Source organism: Singulisphaera photorubra (genome assembly GCF_045290345.1).
Lineage (GTDB): Bacteria > Planctomycetota > Planctomycetia > Isosphaerales > Isosphaeraceae > Singulisphaera.
In genome coordinates, this window is sequence record NZ_CP155447.1 from 4,317,216 (window position 1) to 4,340,994 (window position 23,779).

The 23,779-nt window shown below is 59.0% G+C and carries 10 protein-coding genes and 3 rRNA genes; 4 read left to right on the forward strand and 9 right to left on the reverse strand.

Going from position 1 to position 23,779, the window contains the following annotated elements; all coding sequences use genetic code 11:
* Nucleotides 1–47 precede the first annotated feature (47 nt).
* Both V5E97_RS16425 and V5E97_RS16430 read right to left on the reverse strand, forming a co-directional pair.
* Nucleotides 48–455 carry a 6-pyruvoyl trahydropterin synthase family protein gene (locus V5E97_RS16425; protein WP_406700381.1) on the reverse strand — a complete coding sequence of 136 codons (408 nt, stop codon included), beginning with the start codon at nucleotides 453–455 and terminating at the stop codon, nucleotides 48–50.
* A gap of 17 nt (nucleotides 456–472) precedes the next feature.
* Nucleotides 473–1,186 carry a 7-cyano-7-deazaguanine synthase gene (locus V5E97_RS16430; RefSeq protein ID WP_406700382.1) on the reverse strand — a complete coding sequence of 238 codons (714 nt, stop codon included), beginning with the start codon at nucleotides 1,184–1,186 and terminating at the stop codon, nucleotides 473–475.
* An 845-nt stretch (nucleotides 1,187–2,031) separates the two neighbouring features.
* Between V5E97_RS16430 and V5E97_RS16435 the strand changes: the two genes are divergently transcribed.
* Nucleotides 2,032–3,528: ribosomal RNA gene (locus V5E97_RS16435) — 16S ribosomal RNA — on the forward strand.
* Nucleotides 3,529–3,541: 13 nt separating this feature from the next.
* On the opposite strand, the gene V5E97_RS16440 is transcribed toward V5E97_RS16435, so the two are convergent.
* Complete coding sequence (locus V5E97_RS16440) at nucleotides 3,542–3,691, reverse strand: hypothetical protein (RefSeq protein ID WP_406700383.1); 150 nt, start codon at nucleotides 3,689–3,691, stop codon at nucleotides 3,542–3,544.
* A 465-nt stretch (nucleotides 3,692–4,156) separates the two neighbouring features.
* Between V5E97_RS16440 and V5E97_RS16445 the strand changes: the two genes are divergently transcribed.
* Nucleotides 4,157–6,922 (forward strand): 23S ribosomal RNA (locus V5E97_RS16445).
* A gap of 249 nt (nucleotides 6,923–7,171) precedes the next feature.
* Nucleotides 7,172–7,280 (forward strand): 5S ribosomal RNA (gene rrf, locus V5E97_RS16450).
* Together the 16S, 23S and 5S rRNA genes form the textbook arrangement of a ribosomal RNA operon.
* A 258-nt stretch (nucleotides 7,281–7,538) precedes the next feature.
* On the opposite strand, the gene V5E97_RS16455 is transcribed toward rrf, so the two are convergent.
* The 5 genes from V5E97_RS16455 to treZ all read right to left on the reverse strand — a co-directional run bounded on the left by V5E97_RS16455 (nucleotide 7,539) and on the right by treZ (nucleotide 19,536).
* Nucleotides 7,539–9,134 (reverse strand): DUF2271 domain-containing protein, encoded by a 1,596-nt coding sequence (locus V5E97_RS16455; protein ID WP_406700384.1) that lies wholly within the window; start codon nucleotides 9,132–9,134, stop codon nucleotides 7,539–7,541.
* A gap of 129 nt (nucleotides 9,135–9,263) precedes the next feature.
* Nucleotides 9,264–11,258, reverse strand: a complete 1,995-nt coding sequence (locus tag V5E97_RS16460; RefSeq protein WP_406701170.1) for an alpha-1,4-glucan--maltose-1-phosphate maltosyltransferase — start codon at nucleotides 11,256–11,258, stop codon at nucleotides 9,264–9,266.
* 49 nt (nucleotides 11,259–11,307) lie between these two features.
* Nucleotides 11,308–14,625 carry a maltose alpha-D-glucosyltransferase gene (gene treS, locus V5E97_RS16465; protein WP_406700385.1) on the reverse strand — a complete coding sequence of 1,106 codons (3,318 nt, stop codon included), beginning with the start codon at nucleotides 14,623–14,625 and terminating at the stop codon, nucleotides 11,308–11,310.
* A gap of 118 nt (nucleotides 14,626–14,743) precedes the next feature.
* The gene (gene treY / locus V5E97_RS16470) at nucleotides 14,744–17,395 is read right to left on the reverse strand and encodes a malto-oligosyltrehalose synthase (protein ID WP_406700386.1); all 2,652 of its coding nucleotides are present in this window, start codon (nucleotides 17,393–17,395) and stop codon (nucleotides 14,744–14,746) included.
* A gap of 296 nt (nucleotides 17,396–17,691) precedes the next feature.
* Nucleotides 17,692–19,536, reverse strand: a complete 1,845-nt coding sequence (gene treZ, locus V5E97_RS16475; RefSeq protein ID WP_406700387.1) for a malto-oligosyltrehalose trehalohydrolase — start codon at nucleotides 19,534–19,536, stop codon at nucleotides 17,692–17,694.
* Nucleotides 19,537–19,899: 363 nt separating this feature from the next.
* Between treZ and V5E97_RS16480 the strand changes: the two genes are divergently transcribed.
* On the forward strand, nucleotides 19,900–21,960 hold the full coding sequence (locus V5E97_RS16480; RefSeq protein WP_406700388.1) for a carboxy terminal-processing peptidase: 2,061 nt from the start codon (nucleotides 19,900–19,902) through the stop codon (nucleotides 21,958–21,960).
* Nucleotides 21,961–22,162: 202 nt separating this feature from the next.
* Here the strand turns inward: V5E97_RS16480 and V5E97_RS16485 are convergent, their stop codons facing one another.
* Nucleotides 22,163–23,626, reverse strand: a complete 1,464-nt coding sequence (locus V5E97_RS16485; RefSeq protein ID WP_406700389.1) for a hypothetical protein — start codon at nucleotides 23,624–23,626, stop codon at nucleotides 22,163–22,165.
* Nucleotides 23,627–23,779: the final 153 nt, after the last annotated feature.

Sequence of the window (23,779 nt, forward strand, 5' to 3'; positions counted from 1 at the left end):
GACCCTAGAAGACCGCCAAGCGAGGATCGCGGAGGTCTGAGCCGGGTTCAGCCGGGAGATGCGTAGGCGGCGTAGCATTTCTCCGTTTCCCAGAGGATGACCTCGACCACCGGAAGTCCCTCGTCAGCGGTGCGGTCGAAGATGAGCCGGGCGATGTTCTCGGCCGTTGGATTCGCGTCCATCACGAAGACGCGCTCACCTTGCTCGATCAAGACGGGCAGAATCGGGTCATCGCGGCAGAGAAGCATGTTGTGATCGAGATTCTCGTCGATCCAGCGCTGGACTTTCTGCTTGATCTCGACGAAATCGACGAGCATGCCCCGCGAGTCGAGGGATTCGGCTTCGAGCACAATCACCGCTCGGCCGTTGTGGCCGTGAAGATGCTTGCATTTTCCCTCATAGTTGAGCAAGCGATGCCCATAACAAAATGCAATTTCGCGCGTCACTCGATACATCGTGTGGTTCGTCTCGACTAAAGGTGAGATCCCGCGGCCATTCCCAAGGAGCCGTCAGGAGGAATCGCGGCGTAATTCGTGGGGTCGGGAACATGCGCATCGCGAAATCCGTGACGCCGCTCCGCGCACTTGTTGCACCGGCCGCAGTGCTGGCCGTCAACCGGACTCAGACAGGAAAACGTGAATTGCAAAGGAAGGTCACGGCCTCGCTTTAACACTTCGTCCTTATGCATGCGATCGAACGGTCGCAAAATCCGCAGCCTACCTTCCATCGCTTGATTCACGGCCGCTTCCATCTGGTCGAAGAAAGTCGGCGTGCTATCCGGGAATGGGTTTGTGCCAAGACAGCCCAGGGCGAGGCGTTCGACATTCCGCAGGCGGCACCACACGGCTGCTTTGGAAATGAACAGTAAGTTGCGTCCGGGTAAGTAAACCGCCTCGTCGGGCGAGGAGGCGTCGGGAACGGCGAGTCCCTCCACGCTCCAATGTCGGCCATAAACATTGGCGACCGGCTCGTCCAGGAGTTCCAGAGGGCAGAGGCCTGGGCGCTCGACAGCTTGAAGATAACGCCTGAGCCAAGCCAACTCGACCTCTTCCCAACGAAGGCCAAAGCGAACGTAGAGCGGGTGGACACGACGGAACTGACGGAGTAGGTCGACGCAGAGGATTGCGCTTTCCAAGCCGCCGCTGACCAGCACAGCGACCTCAGGGATCGCAGCTATGTCGGACATCGTCTGTATCCTGCCGGCTGGTATGTCGTCAAACGCGACCTGCGTCCGACACGAACGGACCACGCATCAGGCCGACCGAAGCATTTTAGGTCGGTCCATTCACGAGGGATAGTGGACCCCACTGCGATCGCGTGGCCCCGGCATTCCACGCGATAAAAACGCAAAAAGTCATACGCAGCGTTGCCAGCCCTGGAATGCCGACAGTCGAGCCACTGCAAAAGTCGAGTCCGTGAAGCCAAAAATGAAAAGCTCGACGGTCTCCTTTTCATGCACCTTCACCAGCCCATGCTTAATAGGATGGAAATTCAACAGACTACTGCCTAATATCATATTATTTATATTCGACGATCAGAAATAGAGGTGAAAAAAGAGCGATCCGGGGCCACTCGACTGTTGACCTTCGGAGCGAACCTGATATTATCTTCCTTGTCGCCTGTGTCACCACGGGTGACAACGAAACGGCCGGCTGACCTGGGAACGGGAAACCGCTCACCATGACAGCGGGCCGCGATGTTGTCGGTAGGTGGGCCGGCGTGACACGCCTTCAAGGGCAAGTCACTCCGGCCAATTGCTTCGGCAGCATGTTCGTTCTTTGACAATCCGGTCGATCGTGGTTCTTGTGGTTGAAGAGAACCTTTGAGGGAAGCCGGCGTGGAGCCGTTTGAGTCGTCTCGACCCCGTTTGGTTGGAGGTCGAATCGCGACGGAGACGGATCCAACAGCCAACAGCACGAGTAAGCAGGGGCTTGCCCCAGCGAACTCGAGCTGCGACCAGTTAGCAAATTCCTCAACCCTTTTGAAGGTGAGGACCGGATCTCTTGCTCCTCGGAGCAGGGGAGACGACCAATCTCGAAGGGTTTGATCCTGGCTCAGAATGAACGTTGGCGGCGTGGATTAGGCATGCAAGTCGAACGGGCCGCAAGGCCAGTGGCGCAAGGGTGAGTAAGGCGACGGTAACCAACCCCAAGATTGGGTATAGCCGCGGAAACCGCGGGTAATCCCAGCGACGCAACGACACCGGCATCGGTGTTTTGCCAAAGCTTCGGCGTCTTGGGACGGGCTGTCGTGGTATTAGCTTGTTGGCGGGTAATGGCCCACCAAGGCTGCGATGCCTACCGGGCGTGCGAGCGTGGCCCGGCACACTGGGACTGAGACACTGCCCAGACTCCTACGGGAGGCTGCAGTCGAGAATCTTCGGCAATGGGCGCAGCCTGACCGAGCGACGCCGCGTGGAGGATGAAGGCCTTCGGGTTGTAAACTCCTGTCGAGGGGAAAAGGGTCGTAAGACCTTGATTGATCCCTGGAGGAAGCACGGGCTAAGTTCGTGCCAGCAGCCGCGGTAAGACGAACCGTGCGAACGTTATTCGGAATCATTGGGCTTAAGCGCGTGTAGGCGGATTCGTGCGTCTGTCGTTGAAATCCCCGGCTCAACCGGGAAGTGGCGCGGATACGACGAGTCTGGAGGGCATAGGGGACCTGGAACTTCCGGTGGAGCGGTGAAATGCGTTGAGATCGGAAGGAACGCCCGTGGCGAAAGCGAGGTCCTGGATGCCTACTGACGCTGAGACGCGAAAGCCAGGGAGCGAACGGGATTAGATACCCGGTAGTCCTGGCCGTAAACGATGGGTACTGGATAGGGGCTCGCCGATGGGCTCCTGTCGTAGGAAACCGTGAAGTACCCGCCTGGGGAGTATGGTCGCAAGGCTGAAACTCAAAGGAATTGACGGGGGCTCACACAAGCGGTGGAGTATGTGGCTTAATTCGAGGCTACGCGCAAAACCTTATCCCAGGCTTGACATGCACGGATTAGCCGGCGGAAACGTCGGTGAGGCCGCAAGGTACAACGTGCACAGGTGCTGCATGGCTGTCGTCAGCTCGTGCCGTGAGGTGTTGGGTTAAGTCCCCTAACGAGCGAAACCCCTGTGTCTAGTTGCCAGCACGTAATGGTGGGAACTCTAGACAGACCGCCGGCGTTAAGCCGGAGGAAGGCGGGGATGACGTCAAGTCCTCATGGCCCTTATGCTTGGGGCTGCACACGTACTACAATGGGGCGGACAGAGCGTTGCTAGGCTGCAAAGTCACGCTAATCGCAAAAACCGTTCCTCAGTTCGGATTGCGGGCTGCAACCCGCCCGCATGAAGCTGGAATCGCTAGTAATCGCGGATCAGCATGCCGCGGTGAATGTGTTCCTGAGCCTTGTACACACCGCCCGTCAAGCCACCAAAGCGGGGGGCATCCGAAGTCGCCGGAGCCGCAAGGCAGGCGCCGAAGATGAAACCCGTGATGGGGACTAAGTCGTAACAAGGTAACCGTAGGGGAACCTGCGGTTGGATCACCTCCTTTCTAAGGATTTTTCTTAGAAAATCTCGGCTCTGAACTGGATTGGATCGAGCTTCATGCCCGTGACGACCAGTAAGAAGGGCCGCATCGGCACCGTCTCCTTGATCAGATGGTATTTACGCCGGCTTCCCACGAAGGTTCTCTGACCACGAACACGATCGACCATTGTTAGATTCCTGAATGCGTGGGGTGGGCTCATCCCATCCCCACGCTATTCGTTTGCTTGCACTGCTGGGTGCGGGGCAGGGCCGTTCGCGGCGTTGCCCCCTGGCCAGCGGCCAGTGCGGATCTCGAAGATGGATGCTCTCCGGTTTCGGCCGGAAGTTCTGTCGTTGGGGTTCGGTTGCTCTTTCACAATCCGGTGGTTAGGTCACGCAAGTGAGAACCGCAAACAAATGGTCGTGGCAGACCAAGTAGAAGAATCTCTCCACAATACAGTGGAACCCTTACGGATGCGTGAGAGTCGCTTGCTGTGAAGCAACCGGCCTCACATTGGGATCGTTACCCAAGTGAGAGTGGTCCTGTGTCGCGAGACACTGGGCACTCGATCGAAGAGAGAGATCGGGGACTGACCCCTCGCCTTTCTGGCTGTCGAGTTTCTTTCGAGGAACTGCGGCGTCCGGATCGGCGTGGTCAAGCTCCTAAGGGCACGGGGGGGATGCCTAGGCGTCATCAGAGAGACAGGCGTGAAGGCTGCGATAAGTCCAGGGAGTTGTCCAACGAACGTCGATCCTGGAATGCCTGTAGAGACCCGGGAACTGAAACATCTCAGTACCCGGAGGAAAGGAAATCAACCGAGACTCCCTCAGTAGCGGCGAGCGAACGGGATCAGCCTAAACCGAGTGGGACACCACTCGGGGTCGTGGGCCGATAACATGGGATGAGTGAGCGTCAGCTGAAGCCTCCTGGAACGGAGCGCTAGAGCGGGTGATAGCCCCGTAAGCGACGATGCAAACTCCCTCTTCGGTACCCGAGTAGGGTCGGGCACGTGAAACCCGGCCTGAATCGGCGGGGACCATCCCGCAAGGCTAAGCACTCGATGACGACCGATAGCGAACCCAGTAGGGCGACCGAACGGTGGGAAGAACCCTGATTAGGGAGGAGACTGAACCTGAAACCCCGTGCCTACAAGCGGTGGGAGCGCGATGCCTTCGGGCCGCGTGACCGCGTGCCTTTGCATAATGATCCGGCGAGTTACTGTATCCGGCCCCAGGTTAACCCCTTCAGGGGAGCCGTAGCGAAAGCGAGTCTTCATCAGGCGCCATAGTCGGGTGCAGTAGACGCGAAACCAGGTGAACTACCCATGGGCAGGTTGAAGCGACCCTAACCGGTCGTGGAGGACCGAACCCACCAGTGTTGAAAACTGGGGAGGACCCGTGGGAGGAGTGAAAGTCTTATCAAACCTGGAGATAGCTCGTTCTCTCCGAAATGGCTTTAGGGCCAGCCTCAGGACATATCGTGCGGGGTAGAGCGACGGAATTCGGTAGGGGGCTTCCGCCTACCCTCCGAAACCAACTCCGAATACCGCACGACGGACCCCGGAGTCAGAACGTGGGGATAAGCTTCACGTTCAAAGGAAACAACCCAGACCGCCGACCAAGGCCCCAAATCGACGCTCAGTGGCAAAGGAAGTGGGATCGCGGTGACAGCCGGATGTTGGCTTAGAAGCAGCCATCATTTCAAAAGTGCGTAACAGCTACCGGTCGAGCCATCCCGCGCCGAAAATGACGGGGACTAAGCGTCGTGCCGCAGTCGCGGATCAGATTAAACTGATGGTAGGAGAGCGTCGCCCGCCGCAATGAAGCTGGATGGAAACGACCAGTGGAGCGCGGGCGAGTGCGAATGCCGGAACGAGTAACGACAAGACAGGTGGGAAGCCTGTCCGCCGAAAGCACAAGGTTTCCTGGGAAGGTCAATCCGCCCAGGGTCAGTCGGGACCTAAGGCGAGGCCCAAGGGCGTAGCCGATGGACAGACGGTTAATATTCCGCCACCCGATGGTAAGGTTGAACCGCGGAGGACGCCGAGGAGAGTCAGGTCAGGGTGTTAGATTACCCGTGCCGCAAGGCCGACAGCATTCGATCTGGAAGCCTGATGAACTCTCGGCCACGAAAAGCCCCGCGGGACGAACCATCTGGCCCGTACCGCAATCCGACACAGGTGTGCTAGGCGAGTATCCGAAGGCGTTCGGGAGAACCTCGTGAAGGAACTCGGCAATGACCCCGTACCTTCGGTACAAGGGTGCTCTCCGCAGGAGAGCCGCAGAGAATCGGCTCTAGCGACTGTTTATCAAAACACAGGACTCTGCCAACTCGCAAGAGGACGTATAGAGTCTGACGCCTGCTCGGTGTCGGTAGGTTAAGGAGCCGATGAGGCGTAAGCTGAAGTTGGCGACCGAAGCCCTGATAAACGGCGGCCGTAACTATGACGGTCCTAAGGTAGCGAAGTTCCTTGTCGGGTAAGTTCCGACCTGCATGAATGGCGTAACGACTGGAGCACTGTCTCCACGAGGGACCCGGTGAAACTGTAGCCGTGGTGAAGATGCCACGTACCCGCGGTCAGACGGAAAGACCCCGTGAACCTTTACTGCAGGTTGGCATTGGGTCAGCGTCCTTTCTGTGTAGCATAGGTGGAGGCCGTGATCCGGCGGCGCCAGCCGTCGGGGAGCCATCGGTGAAATACCACCCTGAAATGACTCTGATCCTCACCGGTCCGTAGCCCGGACCGGGACCATGCTCATCGGGCAGTTTGACTGGGGCGGTCTCTCCCAAAGAGTAACGGAGGAGTGCAATGGTACCCTCGGCCAGGTCGGCAATCTGGCAACATGAGCGCAAACGTAGAAGGGTGCCTGACTGCGAGACCCATCAGTCGAGCAGGGACGAAAGTCGGCGTTAGTGATCCGGCGGTGCTGGATGGAAGGCCGTCGCTCAACAGATAAAAGGTACTCCGGGGATAACAGGCTGATCTCCCCGAGCGTCCATAGCGGCGGGAGGTTTGGCACCTCGATGTCGGCTCATCGCATCCTGGGGCTGGAGAAGGTCCCAAGGGTTTGGCTGTTCGCCAATGAAAGCGGTACGCGAGCTGGGTTCAGACCGTCGTGAGACAGGTCGGTCCCTATCTGCCGTGGGCGTAGGAAACTTGCGAAGGGTCTCCCCTAGTACGAGAGGATTGGGGAGGACCGACCTCTGGTGTATCGGCTGTTCTGCTCAGGGCATCGCCGAGTAGCTAGGTCGGGAAAGGATAAGCGCTGAAGGCATCTAAGCGCGAAGCCCTCTTCAAGACGAGGTTTCCAGCACGCAAGTGCGAAGGCTCCTGGAAGACGACCAGGTCGATAGGCCGGGAGTGCACGGCGAGTGATCGCCGCAGCCGACCGGTCCTAACAGCCGATCGCTTGACCACCCCGATCCGTCCGCCGGCTCCCCTTTGGGGACTCGACACGGACAGGAATCAGGGTTGCATCATTCACCGATCGCATTCGATCGATCACACGGCGACGTATTCCCATTCCATAACGGGGACCACGCGTCGTGAAGAGACTCGAAGTCGGTTGGTCATGCCCATCGAAGTGGCGGTAGGATCTTGCGTGACGACCACTGTGAAGCTTGAGCACAACGTGACCGGCGGGTTTGATCGCCTGCCGGTTGCTTTTCCGGCGAACATACTGACGGGGTCCCACCCGTTCCCATTCCGAACACGGCCGTTAAGCCCGTCAGGCCCATGATAGTGCCTTTGGCGCGAAAGTCGGTGATCGCCGGAATCCTTCAAAGACGCCCCGATTCTTCCTCACGGAAGGGTCGGGGCGTTTTTCGTTGCGCGGTGTTGTTCCCTGGCGTTGCCGGCCGCCCGACCGGGAGGGCACGAGCTTCGTATAACCCGATCCCGCTCGCGATCGATTTGCGGCCGGGAAGCGGTCGACATCGGTCACCAGGGTCCTCAGGACTGTAGAGACGTTGATCAGACCGTTCCCGAATCTCTTCGCTTGGCCATCGTTGACGATGGTCATGAGACCAAGGAGCTAACGTACCTGCCCTTTGCGACGATAGGTGAGCGTGGCCGATTTGATCTCGACATTTCCATTGAGATCTTCGACGAACGGTTGATCGGCGAAGGTTACTCGCTTTCGGATGCTCTGATATGTTCCATGTTCGCGGGCCGCTTCGAGATTGACCGTGTATTCGCCAGCGGGAAGTTGCCGACCATGGTCGTCCTTACCGTCCCAGATGGCGTCATACTTACCAGGAGGACGCGTCGCCCGGGACAACGTCTTGCGGAGGTCGAACTCGTCCACGAGTCGGCGCGCCTGGTCTCCACGATACCAACGACGCAGGTCGGGAACCCACTGCGATCGTGCATTCTTCTGAGCCCACAAGATGAGTGTGCGGACGGATGCTCCCTCCTTGTCCTCGACCCAGACGGCCACGTAGGGCCGGCGATATCGGCCTGAGGCCCCTTCGGGTCTCTGGATCTCAAAGGCAACGAGGAGCTCGAATTCCTCATTCCACTGCCTAACCGAATCGGCCTTCTTCTCCCCATCTTGTTTGGTTGGGACTCCCGCCGCCGAGGCGGTGACGGGCTTGGCGTCGGCGAGCGCTGAGTGTGGTGCCGCTGGCCTCACACTGTCTGGCCAACTGTTGCTCCGGAAGGTTCGCCCGTCTCGCTCGACCAGGAGGCAGTCGACATCCGAGAGCGATTTCGCCAGCCGAAGGCTCTCCGCGACGGGCAGAACATTGAAGATCGTTGCGAGCGCATCGGCCGTGTCGGCCCGACTGGCGATGACCGTGGCACTCGTGATGTTTTCGACGGGGAGCCCTGTTCGAGGATCAAAAATATGTGAGTACCATCGATCACCAATGCGATATCCGCGCTGGGAATTGCCACTGGTGGCGACCGCCCGCGCCTGGACTTTCACCTGAGACAAGGGCTCCGCATTTTCGGAGTCACTGGTTGGATCCACGATGACGATCGATTGGGCAAGCTCTCCACAAACCCGTAAGTCGCCGCCGATGTTCAAGAGAATTCCGCGAATCCCACGACCTTGGTCCAGCGCAATGTTACAGGCCGACTCGACGATATAGCCCTTGGCAATTGCATTCAGGCTCAACGGGCAATCGCTCAATCGCTCCGCGGTCCGGGTCCGGACGTCCAGGCGCCACGCAGGGCGACTCATCAATAACTTGGTTGCCGACAATTCGTCAGCGGTCGGGATCCGGTTCTGCTTGGCGCAGCGTGACCAGAGACGCGTCAGTGCCTCCACGCGCGGATCGAAGGCTCCCTCGGTTCGCGTGGCCCATTCATCACAGGCCTGGAGGACTGCAAAAAGTTCCGGAGAGACCTTCATCGCGACATTCGGGGTCGCTTGCCAGCGGTTGAACTCGCTATTGGCGTCGTAGCCGCTGAAAATCGCGGACAGACGATCGATTTCCCCTAAAATCCGCTTCTCCGCCCAGATTGCTCCCTCGGCCGTGTCGGTGTTGGTTCGCAGTTCGAGCGAGGTTCCCAGCACGTTCTCGTGATAGGTCGTGAATTCTTTGGCCGTTGCGGGACTGAAGAGGAAGAGAAGGGACCCCCAAACCACGAGGGCCGGGAGTCCAATTAATGAACCATGAATCATGACGCGATCTCCGGGAGGAGGTTGCCGAGTGCGCTCGAAAGTCGGAGGCCGCCAAGGCCCGGGCCGCGTCATCATCGCATGCAAGAGTCCCTGAGTCTCGGAAAAATGCGCCTGAAGCTGTCGCTCAGCTCAACGCCAGACCCGGAAGATGTGCGCAGGGCACACATGCGGGTCGAGGCGGACGAAATTCCATTCTCCTCGCCAGTCGTAACGTGCATCGGTGAGTAGGTCGTGCACCTGGTAGGACTCGTTCAGTCCAAACTCCCAGAAAGGAAACTGGATCGAGCCTTCCTGGGTATGGAACGGGTCCAGGTTGACGATCACGAGAATGATGTCAGAGCGGTCGGGCGACGATTTGGCATAGGCGATCATCTCGTTGTTATTGATCGTGAAGAAACGCAGATTGCGGTCATAGTGAAGTGCCCGGTTGTCGCGTCGGATCGTGTTCACCCGGCTCACGAAGTACCGAATCGTTCCCGGTTCGTCGAGGTTCCAATGGCGACATTGGTACTTTTCCGAGTCGAGGTATTCTTCCGACCCGGGGCGAACCGGGGTACCGTCGCAGTGCTCGAACGGTGGGCCGTAGATACCGTAGGTGGCTCCCAGAGTTGCCGCCAGGACGAGTCGGGCCTGGAATGCGGGTCGGCCACCGTGTTGAAGCGACTCGTGGAGAATATCCGGAGTGTTCGCGAACAGGTTGGGCCGCATGTATTCGGCCACTTCGGTCTGAGTCAACTCGGTGAAGTACTCGGTGAGTCCTTCCTTCGTCGTCCGCCAAGTGAAGTAGCTGTATGACTGGGAGAAGCCGGATTTGGCCAGGTACTTCATCACCTTGGGTCGGGTGAACGCTTCGGCGAGGAAGATCGTGTCGGGATGGCGATCCCAGACTTCGCGGATCATCCACTCCCAAAAGGGAAATGCCTTGGTGTGCGGATTATCGACCCGGAAGATCGTGACGCCGTGGGAAACCCAGAAGAGCACGACGTCCCGAAGTTCTTCCCAGAGAGCTTTCCAGTCGCTCGACTCAAAGTCGATCGGATAAATGTCCTGGTATTTCTTCGGGGGATTCTCAGCGTACTTGATCGAGCCATCAGGACGGTGGCGGAACCACTCGGGGTGCTCTTTCACGTAAGGGTGGTCGGGGGAGCACTGGAACGCAATGTCGAGCGCAACCTCCAGACCGAGATCACCGGCTCGAGCGACGAGATGATCGAAGTCCTCCAGAGTGCCGAGCTCGGGCAACACGGCCTTGTGCCCGCCCTCAGGGGAACCGATCGCCCAGGGACTGCCCGGATCATCCGGTCCGGGAGTGAGGGTATTGTTCGGACCTTTCCGAAAGCTCAGGCCGATCGGATGGATTGGCGGCAGATAGAGAACGTCAAAGCCCATCCCGACGACGTAAGGAAGCCTTGCCTCAACGTCCTTGAACGTCCCGTGTCGACCCGGCTCGGGTGAGCACGAGCGAGGAAACATCTCATACCAGGCGCCGTAGCGAGCACGCTCACGCTCAACCGTGACCCCGAGTACTCTCTCGTACGAAGTGGCCCCACTACGGTCAACGTAGTGTGTCATCAACGACGCGAGTTCCGGGTCGAGGGCGTTCTTGATCCGTTCACCGGTGTCACCGCCATGGCCAAGCACGTCTGCTTGCGCACGAAGCTGTTCGGCATCGCTCCCCCTGGCGCGCTTGGCGGCCTGTTTGACGAGTTCCGCCCCCTCCACGAGTTCGCTCGAAACGCCCAGACCAGCGTCCACCTTTTTGGAGAGATCCCGCCGCCAGGTTGCGAAATAATCAACCCAGGCCTGGAGCGTATAACCGTACCGCCCTTGGGCGTTCACGGTGAACGTTCCGCTCCAACGATCGTTACCCAGTTCCGACATGGGCACCTCGGTCCAGTCGGCTCCGCCGATGGGGCCATGGCGGAGGACGGCTGCGACCAGGTCATGTCCTTCGGCGAAAATGTCCGCCGTGACGACCACCTCCTCGCCCACGGTCCGCTTGATTGGAAACGCGCCGTGGTTGATCTCCGGCTGGACTCCTTCGATCACGACGCGAGGAGGGGGTGCAGTCTTCTCCTGGGTTGTCCGCGTTTGACCTTTCACCGCCGTACTCTGCCCTGTCATCACGACTTAAAACTCCTGGGGGCTCGCATTTTCGTCGTCGGAAGGGGGATCAACTGCCCGGCTTCATCAAGTGCAGGATGCCCAGCATGGGAATCCGAATCCAGTCAGGACGGTAGTTGAGTTCATACTGGAATTCAAAGAGGGTTTTCTCCAGCATGAAGAATTCTAGCAGGAGCGCCATGGCCGACTCATCGTCCGGCAGCAACGGGGCGGCCGTCGCGCGATACTCGCGCAAATACGCGGCCGACGTCCAGTTCTTCCAGACCTTGGCCCAGGGTTCGAGCCGATCGAACTTCTCCGGCTGGTCGACGCTGGAGCTAATCAACTTGCTGTAGACCGCGTAGTCGAGCGAGCGCAGCATCCCTGCCACGTCACGCAAAGCGGACTTCTTCTCTCTTCGCTCGGCGACGGGCCGGCCGGGCTCCCCTTCGAAGTCAAGAATAATGAAGTCGTTTTCATCCCAGAGCACCTGCCCGAGATGATAGTCGCCGTGGCAACGGATCTTGATAAGGTGGCCGACTCCTTCACTCAGCGGCTTGAATCGCGAGGCCATCCCCGCTCCCGTGTCCAGGATCTCTTGCGCCAGGGGTTGAACCGCAGCCGGGAGAGAGTCGAGCTTTTCGCGGAGCAGGGCCAGCGACTTCCGAACCTGCACCTGAAGCGACTTCACCATATGGGCAAGTTCCTCCGGCTCGAGCGGTTCCGGAGCGAAGGCAGGGTCCTCGGTATCACTGGCCAGTGCGAGGTGCATTTCAGCGGTCCGTTTGCCGAGCACTCCCGCCGTATTCAGGGCCGCCCCGACGACCTCGAAGACTTCCGGTGGCGGCTCCATGGAACAGAGCTCGAACAACGAATGACTGTCGGTTTCGATTTTGAAGAGCCGGTGTTCCTGGGTACTGACGTGCTCGTAATATCGACCGAGGACGTCGAGAGCCAACTGCCACCCCTGGCCCTGGTTCGACACATACTCCTGCAAGAGCGCGATCGTGATGGGTTCGGAACGACTCTTGCGATATTCCAACGCCCCGGCCGTCTTCGGAATTCTGGGGAATTTCGCTTTCTCCGTGAGGAAACGGCCGATTTCCAGGTCTGGGTTCACTCCAACGTCGAGTTTCCGGAAGAGCTTCATCAAGAAGCGTCGACCGTAGAAGATCGTGGTATTACTTTGTTCGGCCGAACCGCGCTGAAGCGGCGTAGGCGCTCCTTCGATCTGGTCAAAGGCCGAGGTTCTGATTCCCTGGATCATTCCTGAGCGGGACTTGATCGCACTCGGCCCCTCGATCGTCTGGAGCAAGTGTTCGCAGAACTCGTCGTTCGCGACCGCGTCGTAGACGACCCCAGCCAAATCTCCTGCCGCTACGAACGCCAAGATCGTGGCGGGTTGGTTCAGCAGGAGCGCCTCGGCCGCGATGCCCTCGGCGATCGCAAGCGGGAGTGAATACCTCTCCGAATGCCCATCGCTGTAGTAGGCGCGGATAAAGACGAGCAGGGCAGGGGAGGTTCCCCCGCTTACGGTTACCCAATCGCGAATACTGACCGTTTCAAGCGTGCGCGACTTGGCCCCGAACCAGCGCTGGCGCAAGAGATAGTGGGGTAGGACGGTGCGCTCGAGCGTGGCTCGCGCCTTTCCTTCCATCAAGGTATCCCACCCCCCCGAGAGGGTGAGGCTGGGAAGTTCTTCGGTAGGCAAGGCAGGCGCCCGAACGACGCCGCTTTCGATGGAGTGGGGCAATTGATCGAGCCGAAACCACATGAACGCGTAAGGGCCGAGCGACAGAAAATAGGGCGTCTCACCAATGGTCGGAAACTCCACCCCACCGAAGAGTTCCACGGGTGTATAACCCTGGAATCGCTCCAGATCGAGCGAGAACGGCTGGACGAAGCGAGACACGTTGGCCACGGCGAGAATATGCTCATTCTCATAGCTACGGATGTAGGCCAGGACCTGGCGATTCCGGGGGTGGAGAAACTCGAGAGTGCCCCGCCCGAAGGCCTGGAATCGCTTTCTGAGCGAGATCAGCCGTTTCATCCAGTTGAGTAACGAGGAGGCTTCCCTCTGCTGGGCCTCCACGTTGATGCTCTGATACCCAAATACGGGGTCGATGATCGGTGGGGCGTAGAGCCTGGCGAAGTCGGCTCTCGAAAATCCGGCATTCCGATCGCCGGTCCACTGCATGGGCGTTCTGACGCCGTCGCGATCTCCCAGATAGATGTTGTCCCCCATGCCGATCTCGTCCCCGTAGTAGATCACGGGCGTACCGACCAGCGAGAAGAGCAGGCTATTCATCAATTCAATGCTGCGCCTGTTGTTTCCCATCAAGGGAGCGAGGCGGCGGCGGATTCCCAGGTTGAGCCTCATCCGCGGGTCGGCCGCATACTCCCGATACATGTAGTCGCGTTCTTCATCGGTGACCATTTCGAGGGTCAGCTCGTCATGATTCCGGAGAAACGTGACCCACTGGCAATCGGGGGGAATATCCGGCGTTTGGCGCATGATTTCCACGATCGGATGGCGGTCTTCTTGCCGGAGCGCCATGAAGATGCGTGGCATGAGCGGGAAGTGGAATGCCATATGGCATTCATCGCCGTCGCCGAAGTAGTCGAGCACGTCGGCGGGCCATTGATTGGCCTCGGCCAAGAGCATCCGGTCGCTGTAGTGCTCGTCCATCTCCTTGCGGAACTTTTTGAGGATGTCGTGGCTCTCGGGCAGGTTCTCGCAGTTCGTCCCTTCGCGCTCGATGAGGTAGGGGATGGCATCCAACCGCATGCCATCAACCCCCATGTCGAGCCAGAACCGCATGACCTTGAACACTGCGCGGAGGACTTGGGGATTGTCGAAATTGAGGTCCGGCTGGTGATGGAAGAACCGATGCCAGTAATAGGCCTTCGCCACCGGATCCCAGGTCCAGTTCGACGTTTCCGTGTCGGTGAAAATGATTCGCGCGGCCGAGTATTTCTTGGGAGTGTCACTCCAGACATAGAAATTCCGCTTCGCCGAGCCCGGCGGAGCGAGCCGTGCTTCCTGGAACCAAGGGTGCTGGTCGGAGGTATGATTGATCACCAACTCGGTGACGACGCGAATCCCGCGCCGGTGCGCTTCGCGGACCAACTGGCGGAAGTCCTTCACCGTGCCGTATTCAGGGTGGACGCTGAAATAGTCGGCAATATCGTACCCGTCGTCACGCAATGGAGAAGGATAGAAGGGAAGGAGCCAGAGGCAGGTCACGCCCAGATCCTGCAAGTAGTCGAGCTTCTGCATCAGGCCGGCAAAGTCGCCCAGGCCGTTCTCGTTGCTGTCGAAGAACGCCTTCACGTGCAGTTCATAAATGATCGCGTCTTTGTACCAGAGCGGGTCAGACTCAGCCATGAAAATCTCCCGATTCGTCCGCCTTGGCCTGATGCTTCATTCGTTATCGAACATTCTCGGCAACGACGAGCGAGTCGTCGTCATCGCGATCAGGCGACCAGCCAGGCCTTGCATTGTTTCAGCGTTCTGTTCGAGTCAAGAGGGCGACGGGAAACCGCTCCAGGAGCGTCTTCATTGGAGTCGACCTGCCTGACACGACATCTCCCGTGAGCTCGTTGGTCCAGCCACCATCGGGGAGTGGGAGCGACGTATCTTCCCAACAACCGTCGAGCCGAAGTGGCAGACGGGGAGCCACGATGACGCACCCGTGACCACGCGCGAATGCGACGACATGTTCGGCCCGTGATCCTTCGGCACGGATTGGGTGGTAGTCTCCATCGGGACCGAATAATTCAGGCATTCGTTTCCTGACAGCCAGTGCCTGCTTCGTGACCCACATTTTGGGCAAACCCTCGTCGGAACGGGCGAGAATTTCCTCGGCTGTCACGGTCCGTAAGGACTCGAGCAAGCGGCGGCGAATTTCAAAGTCCACCGGCCGTCGGTTGTCCGGATCGACGAGGCTGAGGTCCCAGAGTTCGTTCCCCTGGTAGATGTCGGGGATACCCGGAGCGGTCAACTTGATGAGAACTTGGGCCAGCGAATTGATGCGACCGGGCGCAATCAAGGGCGAGATGAACCCGATCAGGTCCGCCACGAATTTGGAATCGGCCAGGATCGCTACGACGAAGGAGCGAAGTGCCTCTTCATAGTCTGGATCCGGGTCGGTCCACGAGGTGTAGGCTTTGGCCTCGCGTGATACCTTTTGCACATATTCCAACGTTCGAGCAGGATCGATCGGCCAGGCCCCGACCAGAGTCTGGTAAAGGAGATACTCGATGTTACGGTCGGGGAAGCCGCCCGTCTTGGAAGGTTCATTGTGCGCAGACCAGCGCTCGACCGCCTCGGCCCAGCGGCTGGGGATTTCGGCGAGCAGAGAGATCCGAGCGCGGACGTCTTCGCTTCGCTTGGTGTCGTGGGTCGTGGTAGCGATCATCGACCGCGGCCAGTGTTCCTGGGTTTCGCGGCACTCGGCGTGAAACTGCTCGAGCGAGAGGCCGAATCGCCCGGGATCCCCACCGACTTCATTGAGGGCGACGAGACGGTTGTAGTTGTAGAAGACCGTATCTTCGATCCCCTTGGCCATCACCGGCCCAGTATGCTGCTGGAATCGCATGACCAATTCCGATTCGAGCGTTCCGCGCACTCGCAGCAACAGCAAGTCGCGTAAGAAGTCGAGAAGGTCTTGATCGATGTCCGGCCTGTGTCGCTTTGCCGATTCAATCGCCTCGGTGACGTAGTGGATATCTCGTTCACTGACTTGCCCGGCTTCCGCGCGAAGATACGTGCGATAGACAGGGAAACAGGCGATGACTTCCCGAAGCATCGCATTCAACTCACGACGCGAGTAGTCGCGGTAGCGTTTCTGCCGCTCGCACACCTTGGCGAGCAGAAACGTCAGCCGATTGATGTCGCTTCCGAAAAGCGTTTTGAGAACGTAGTGCTTCTTCTGGTGGACCATTCCCAGGTAGTCGGTCGACACGCCGGTGAACCGGGTGTAGAACTCACTGATCGGCGCTTCACCCGCCTGATCGACCAAGAGACTTCCCAGGCGATTGAGGAAGTCATAACCGGTCGTGCCGGCCACCGGCCAGTCTTCCGGGAGCGTTTCGCCCGGCTCGAGAATCTTTTCAACGACAATCCAACCGTGAGGCACGGCCTGTTTGAGTCTCTGAAAATACTGGGCCGGGTCGCGTAAGCCGTCCGGGTGATCGACCCGCAAGCCGTCGAGAACGCCCTGGCGAACCCATTTCAGAATCAGAACGTGCATGTCGTGGAAGACACGCTCATCCTCGATTCGCAGGCTGACGAGTGTATTGATGTCGAAGAACCGGCGGTAGTCGAGCTCCTGGTCGGCCGATCGCCAATAGGCGAGCCGATAATTCTGCCGGTCCAGCAAGAGATCGATCTCGTTCGGCGATCGGTTGACCTCCTCGACCAAACTGTCGATGGCCGAAGCGATCGCCGGGGACTCCGCGCAGAGCCGGGCCAACTGTCTCCGCAACACCTCCTTATCCCGGTGCCTTCTCGTCACGCTGGGCCAGTCGGTGGCGGTGGAGTGTGGCAGGTTTCCAAAGGAGTCGGCGATGAAAGCAAGGTCGGGTGAATCACAACGGCGGGCCGCTCGTTCCAGCAGTTCGTTCAGAGATCGAGGCGCAACCGGCATGACATGATCATGATAATGAAACGTGAAACTTCCGGTGTGGTGCTGAAGCGTAATTTCGCCAGCATCCACGATCCGCCCGTAGTGGTCGCCGAGGATCGGCAACAGGACCGTGTCGTGGAGCTTTTGTTCGGGAGGATGCCAGTCGACGTCGAAGTAATGGGCGTACAGACTCGATTGCCCGTTCTCGAGGACATCCCACCACCAGACGTTGTCCCGGCTCGAGATACTCATGTGGTTGGGAACCACGTCGAGGATCTGCCCGAGATTGTTCCGGCCGAGCGTCTCGCAGAGCTGGGCGTGGGCGTCTTCACCGCCGATCTCTTCACTCACGCGGCTATGGTCGAGGATGTCATAGCCATGGGTGCTCCCTTGATTCGCCTGCAGGTAGGGAGATGCGTAGAGGTGGCTCACTCCCAGGGCACTCAGGTAGTCGGCGATCGCCGCCGCCGCCTTGAAACCGAACTCCGCATGCAACTGGACGCGATACGTGGCCGAAGGGACCGGCATTAGGCTCACCAATTCGGATTTATCGACATTTAAGTGACAGGGGCGGGCTGGTCAACCTGCAATCACGAACGGCAAATCTCTCTGACCCAGGTCTCCTCCCCACCACCATTTCCGTGGTCGAGAACCGCCTCAGTCGATCGCCCATCCGAACAGTATGCGGAAGCAACCGAATCCGCAACAAGCCGCCCTGCCAATTCCCCGGTGGATGTGTCGAGGTGTATGCAAAAAAGATGCCGCCGGTGCCGCGAGCCATTCGGCTTGTTTTCACCGGCGGCGTTCACACTTCCAGAGGCGGCTTACCCGGATCCCAGGATGACGAATTCATGAGGTTGAAGGAAACCCTCCCATTTCATCGCTTCGGAACTCTGGTTCCCGTATCGGTCGATTTCGGATCGCAAGAGGAGCGGTTGAGACTGCCAATCCGAAGGGAGATTCTGTACATCGGGACCCAGGTTGAGGTAAATCCGAAGCGAGGGAGACCCATTGGGCATGGAGCTTCCCCGGAGGACTTCGAGGACAGGGCTCGCGGCACCATTTCTGATCAGCCTCGTTCTGGCATGAGAGAAATCCGCCAGGCTCGGCAACTCGCGACGAAGCCGCAGGAGGTCCCGATAAAGCTGGCGAAGTCCGAGCCTCGCCGGCGTTTCCCAGGACCAGCTCAGGACGGCCGCTTCGCGTGTGGCGCTCGCGAACGGGTCGGCGATCTCGTCTTCCCAGCCGAAATAGGAAAACTCGGTTTTCCGCCCGTTGCGGATTGCCTGGATTAATTCAGGCTCCTGGAAGTCGCAGAAGAAAGGAAAAGGGCGCGTCTCGCCGTATTCTTCCCCCATGAAGAGGAGCGGAAGCCGAGGGGCAAGCAGGAGGATCCCCGCGGCCAGTCGAACGGCTGAGTGGGAAAGCATCGACGCGTACCGGTCCGATTTCAGCCGATTCCCAACCTGATCATGATTCTGCGTGAACGCGAGGAATCTGTCGCCGGTGAACTCGGTAGCCGGCGTCCCGTGTCTTCGCCCTCGGAACGGACTGTAATTTCCGTCGTTGACGAACACACGTTCATAGGACTTGGCAAGCGCCTCGGGGCCCGCGGCAAAATCGACGTAGTATCCATTTGTTTCCCCGGTCAGTACGACGTGGGCCGCGTGATGGAAGTCATCGTTCCAGTGGCCGTCGAGCTCATAGCCACCGTGTTCGACGGTGCGAAGGAAGCCGGGCGCATCGTTGAGGTCGGTCTCGGCGAAGACATGAGCCTGACGCCCGAGCCGAGCGGCCGCGTCGTGGACGACCTCCACGATCTCCGAGAGGATATTTTTCGGGCTTCGGTCGAAAATCTGGTCGGCCGCATCGAGTCTCAGGCCATCGAAATGAAAGTCACGGATCCACTGTCGGGCATTCTCGAGAACCATGGCACGAACGGCATCGCACCCACGCCCATCAAAGTTCAGGGCGGGACCCCAGGCGGTTTTGTAGGTGTCGGTCAGGTAGTCGCCGAACAGGGGAAAAACGTTCCCTTCCGGACCGAAATGGTTGTAGATCACGTCAAGAAAGACGGCCATCCCCAACTGATGGCAGGCGTCGACCAGCCGTTGGAGGGCCTCGGGCCCACCGTAGCTGTTCTGAGGGGCGAACGGGAACACCCCGTCGTAACCCCAGTTTCTCGTCCCTGAAAATTGACCGACCGGCATCAACTCGATGGCCGTGATCCCGAGGTCGAGCAATTCCGGAATCCTGGCAATCACGGCATCGAAGGTCCCCTCGGGCGTGAACGTCCCGACGTGGAGTTCGTAAATGACGAGCTCCGCTCGCTTGACCCCGCGCCATGCTCCTTCGTTCCAGGGGAAAGTTTCAGGAAAAAAGACCGCCGAGGCCGCGTTGACGCCATCGGGTTGCGATCGCGAGCCAGGATCGGGCAGGGGGGGACCACCATTGAGTCGGTAAGCATAGCGCAGACCTGGCTCGACGCGCGCGGTCATGCGTTCAAAGTAGCCGCGCCCGATTGGCTCCATGGGGAGGTTTCGCGCCTCCCTCTCCAGGCCCAGCACAAGATCAACTCGGTCAGCTCGAGGGGCCCAAACCCGCCAGCTTGTCTGGTTTGCAGCGACCGATTTGGGACCGGTCAACGGAATTTCGGGATCATCGATCACGGTGGAGAATCCTCGGAATTGTCACAAGTTCACGTCCTAAGGGAGGTCGAGAGCGTTTTGTGAAGCAATCCCTGCGCCTTGAGACTCAAGAGAAATGCCAAGGGCCGTCGAGTGAATGACCATGTCCACCGGGGAGAATCGAGGCGAACCATCGGCTTCTTGGCGTCGTAGTAGCAGAGCAGATGACGTGTTGCGGCATCTTTGATCTCGACGATTGAATGCCGAAAACGAGTCTCGTTCTATCCCAACGCGTTCAAGCATCAGGGTCGGCCTTGCCGCTGAACCGATCGATGGATATGATGGCAAGGTGTTGAACCCTGCGTTCCGCACGACGACCCATCCAGCCCTTCGGAACCAAATCTCATGCCTCGACTCGCATTCCGTCCACTGGCGCTGATCGCGATCATGGGCTTCATCGCGGCAGTCGTGGGCGCCCAAGCACCGACGTCCAAGCCTTTGGACGAGGATACGGCTCGGGTCGTCGTGAATCTGCTCGAACTGGGCCACATGGCCAAGCCCAAGATTGACGACGAAATCGCCAAGAAGTGGTGTCAGAACTTCCTCAAGGATCTCGATCCCCAGAAGTACTACTTCTTAAAGGCGGATGTCGATGAGTTCATGGCCCAGGCCACGACTCTCGATGACAAGATCAAAGAGGGGAACCTCGACTTTCCCAAGCAAGTCTTCGCTCGGTTCCTCGAGCGGACCGACGAGCGTCTCAAGACGGCACTCGATTACCTCGACCAGAAACCGGACTTCACGATTGACGAGGCGATTGATGACGATCCCGACTTGATCGACTTTCCAGCAACCGAGGACGAAGCCAAGGAACGCTGGAGAAAGCGGATCAAGCTCGACCTGCTCCAGCTCAAGGTCGACAAGACGGACGAGAAGGAAGCCGTTGATAAGGTCAAGATTCGCTACAAGGACCGGAATCGACTCTTTCACCAATTCGACATGTCGGAACTGCTTGAAGTCTATCTCAGCAGCTTGACTCGAACCTTCGACCCGCATTCGAGCTACATGAGCGCCAAGACGCTCGAAGACACGATCGGTCAGACGTTGCACCTCTCCCTCGAAGGCATCGGAGCATCACTCCAGTCTGAGAACGGCTACGCCGTCGTCAAAGAGGTCGTTCCCGGGATGGCGGCTGATAAGGATGGCCGACTTCAGCCCGAGGACAAGATCATCGGCATCCAGAATGAGGATGGGTCCGAGACCGACCTTGTTGAGAAGAAGCTCAGCGATGTCGTCCGCTATATCCGAGGCCCACGAGGGACCAAGGTCCGCCTCATCGTGCAGCCCACCGGCACCAAGGACCGGAAGATCTACGAGCTGACTCGCCAGAAGATCGAACTGGTCGAACAGCATGCCAAGGGGCAGATCATCGACGTCAAAGACCCTCAGAACAAGGTCTACAAGGTCGGGGTCATCAACCTGCCTGCTTTCTACGGCGACACTCAGGCGGTCATGGCTCAGGACCCCGACGCCGTCAGCGCCACCGTGGATACCAAAAAGCTCATTCGCGGCTTCAAGGAAAAAGGAATCGATGCCCTGATCCTCGACCTGCGTGGGAATGGTGGCGGTCTCTTGGAAGAGGCGAGGACGCTCTCCGGTCTCTTCATCGATCGCGGACCAGTTGTTCAGGTCAAAGATGCTTCCGGCGTCAAGCACATTGATGACAAGGAAGCAGGAGCTGCCTGGACTGGCCCCTTGGTCGTCCTCATCGATCACCTGAGTGCGAGCGCCTCCGAGATTTTCGCGGGAGTCATCAAAGACTATGACCGTGGATTGATCGTTGGCGACTCGAGCACCTTCGGCAAGGGGACCGTCCAGAGCATCGTCCCGATCAACGAGCAGCTTCGCCGACGAGATGACGCGAACCTGGGCGCCTTGAAGCTGACGATCCAGCAGTTCTATCGGGTGAATGGTGAGAGCACTCAGGTCCTGGGTGTCACCCCCCACATCCACATCCCCTCCATCCGCGACAAGGCCGACTTCGGCGAGGGGAAGATGGACAACGCCCTGAAGTTCGATAAGGTCGAAGCCTTACCGATTGCCGGCCTCAAGCAGGTCAACTCCTCCCTGGTCCGCGAACTCGAAACGCGGTCGCTCGACCGGCGGAAAGCGAACGCGAAGTTCCAGAAGCAGGAAGAGCGGATCGCAAAGTTCGTGGAGCGAAAAGCGCGTCACTCGATCTCGCTCAATGAAGACAAGTTCCGCTCTGAATTCGTGCCCGACGAGGACATCACGAAGGACGAAGACAAGCCGAAGAAAGATAAGACGAAGAAGAAGTTCACCGAGCATCCCGCCTGGGAGCCGGATTACTACAATGATGAGGTTGCCAGCATCGTTGCCGACTATCTCACGCTGGGATCGAAGGTTCTGTCGTCGACGACCGGACCTGTGACCAACAGCCGTTGAGCTTGATCGCTCATCACGTTGGATCGACCGCTCGAGAATCAATGAATCGAGGGCGAGGCTCAAGCCTCGCCCTCGATTCATTTCGAAGTGGGCGTCGTACTCCCAACTTTGGCAATGAGAGAGGGACGGTGAGCCGTGCTCACCTGACACTCATCGCGAATTGATCATGATCTCCGCATGTTTGGCCATGGTTCTCTCGCGATCAGCGAGGGGGGCAGGATGGACCCATGTCCGGGCGGGTTCCGCATGCGATCGCAAGAAGAAGCGTCGCGAGGACCACGACTCCGAGCTCAGCCACAATGATTGTTACTGGGCCGAAGAGTGGAGGTTGGAGAGTCGCGAGCCGTTGTAATGCCGGCAGACCAGTCGCTCCGCCGGAATAAGTCGGGAGCATTCGGTTCCAGATCGTAACCCACTCACCTCCGAGGCAGGTCACCGTCAAGGCCAGCGGCACAACGAGGCGAAGCCGAGGGGACGGCCAGGAAAGACCGCCGGCAACGACGACGATCAAGAACCATGGGATCGAGGCACTGGCATACCAGGGACAGGTGGTCGGCTCCCCCCATGCAAGCTTGGACTGGACCATGTGATAGGCCAATCCGCCCGTGAAGCTGACGCAGAGTAAAGCACAGAGGAGAACAGTGAGCCGCGAATGAAGAACGGGTTCAGTCCGTTTGAAAATACCGGCCATCGCGAAGATCGCTCCCACAAGCCCCGCGGTCACGACCCACGAATAGGCAGTCGTCCAGGCTCGGCCTGGTCGTTGACGGCTCCACCCTCCGACCAAGAATGAGTCCGAGAGCCAGAGGCGACGGATCCTTACATCCCAGCGGAACGAGCGGGCCGTTTGGACTAGATCTGCCTTCGTTCTCCCTTCCTGCCGGTTGCGGATCGCCTCCTGCATTGTCGTCAGGCCTCCGTACTGCCTGAGATTGGTACGGACTTCGCCCTGGATGACTGAGAGCAGGGCGACGGCCAGGACCGTCCCACTCAGAAACGTCTGAGGGGTTGAACGTCGATCAAGAAAGGCGGAGTTGATCCAGGCCATCGCTACAAACGGCAGCAGGGCGAAGTTCACGGCCTTCGCAAGGATTGCGAACCCGGTGACCAGTCCGACGGCGACGCTGCGACCGATACCGGGGGAGCCTCGCATGGAGAAACAGAGGGCGATTACTGCGGTGGCCAGGAAGATCCCAAGCGCATCGTTTGCAACCCGCACGCCGTTGATCAGAAACAAGGGGTGTACCGCGATCACGAGTCCGACCAGAATCGCGTCACCTCTCGTTCGGACAACCCGGCCGACCACTCCCAGGGCGAGCCAGACCGCGGCCGCTTCGAATCCGAGATTCAAGAGGCGAAGGCCGCCAATGGATGCGGGGAGATTTGTGTTTCCGCCGAGCGAGGAAAACAGAGGGGCGACAAGCCGGTAATACCACCAGGAATGTTGGGACTCGTAGAGCGGCAAGACACCGGATTGAGGCGCTGGGAGTGGTTCACTACTCCAATACCTCTGGTAATCGACCGCACCAAAGTGGCCGAGTTGAAGCTTCGCCACTCGCTTGGGAACGGGATATTTGACCACTTCCCGCAGTAAGGAAGCTGGAACATTCGTCTGCCCTAGAATCGCGGGTTGCCCGGTCTCGAGGAGATGGACGACGTAGCCCACGTGCTGGTATTCGTCCCAGCCTTCGAAATGGGCAAAATGCCGAGGTAGACGAGCCCCCGACAGACGAAAAGGCTCACCAGCAAGACGCGGATGAGCCCCCAACTTCGCCAGTCTTTCCTCGAAGAAGACACTCCGCACTCCGTTGCGGCAACG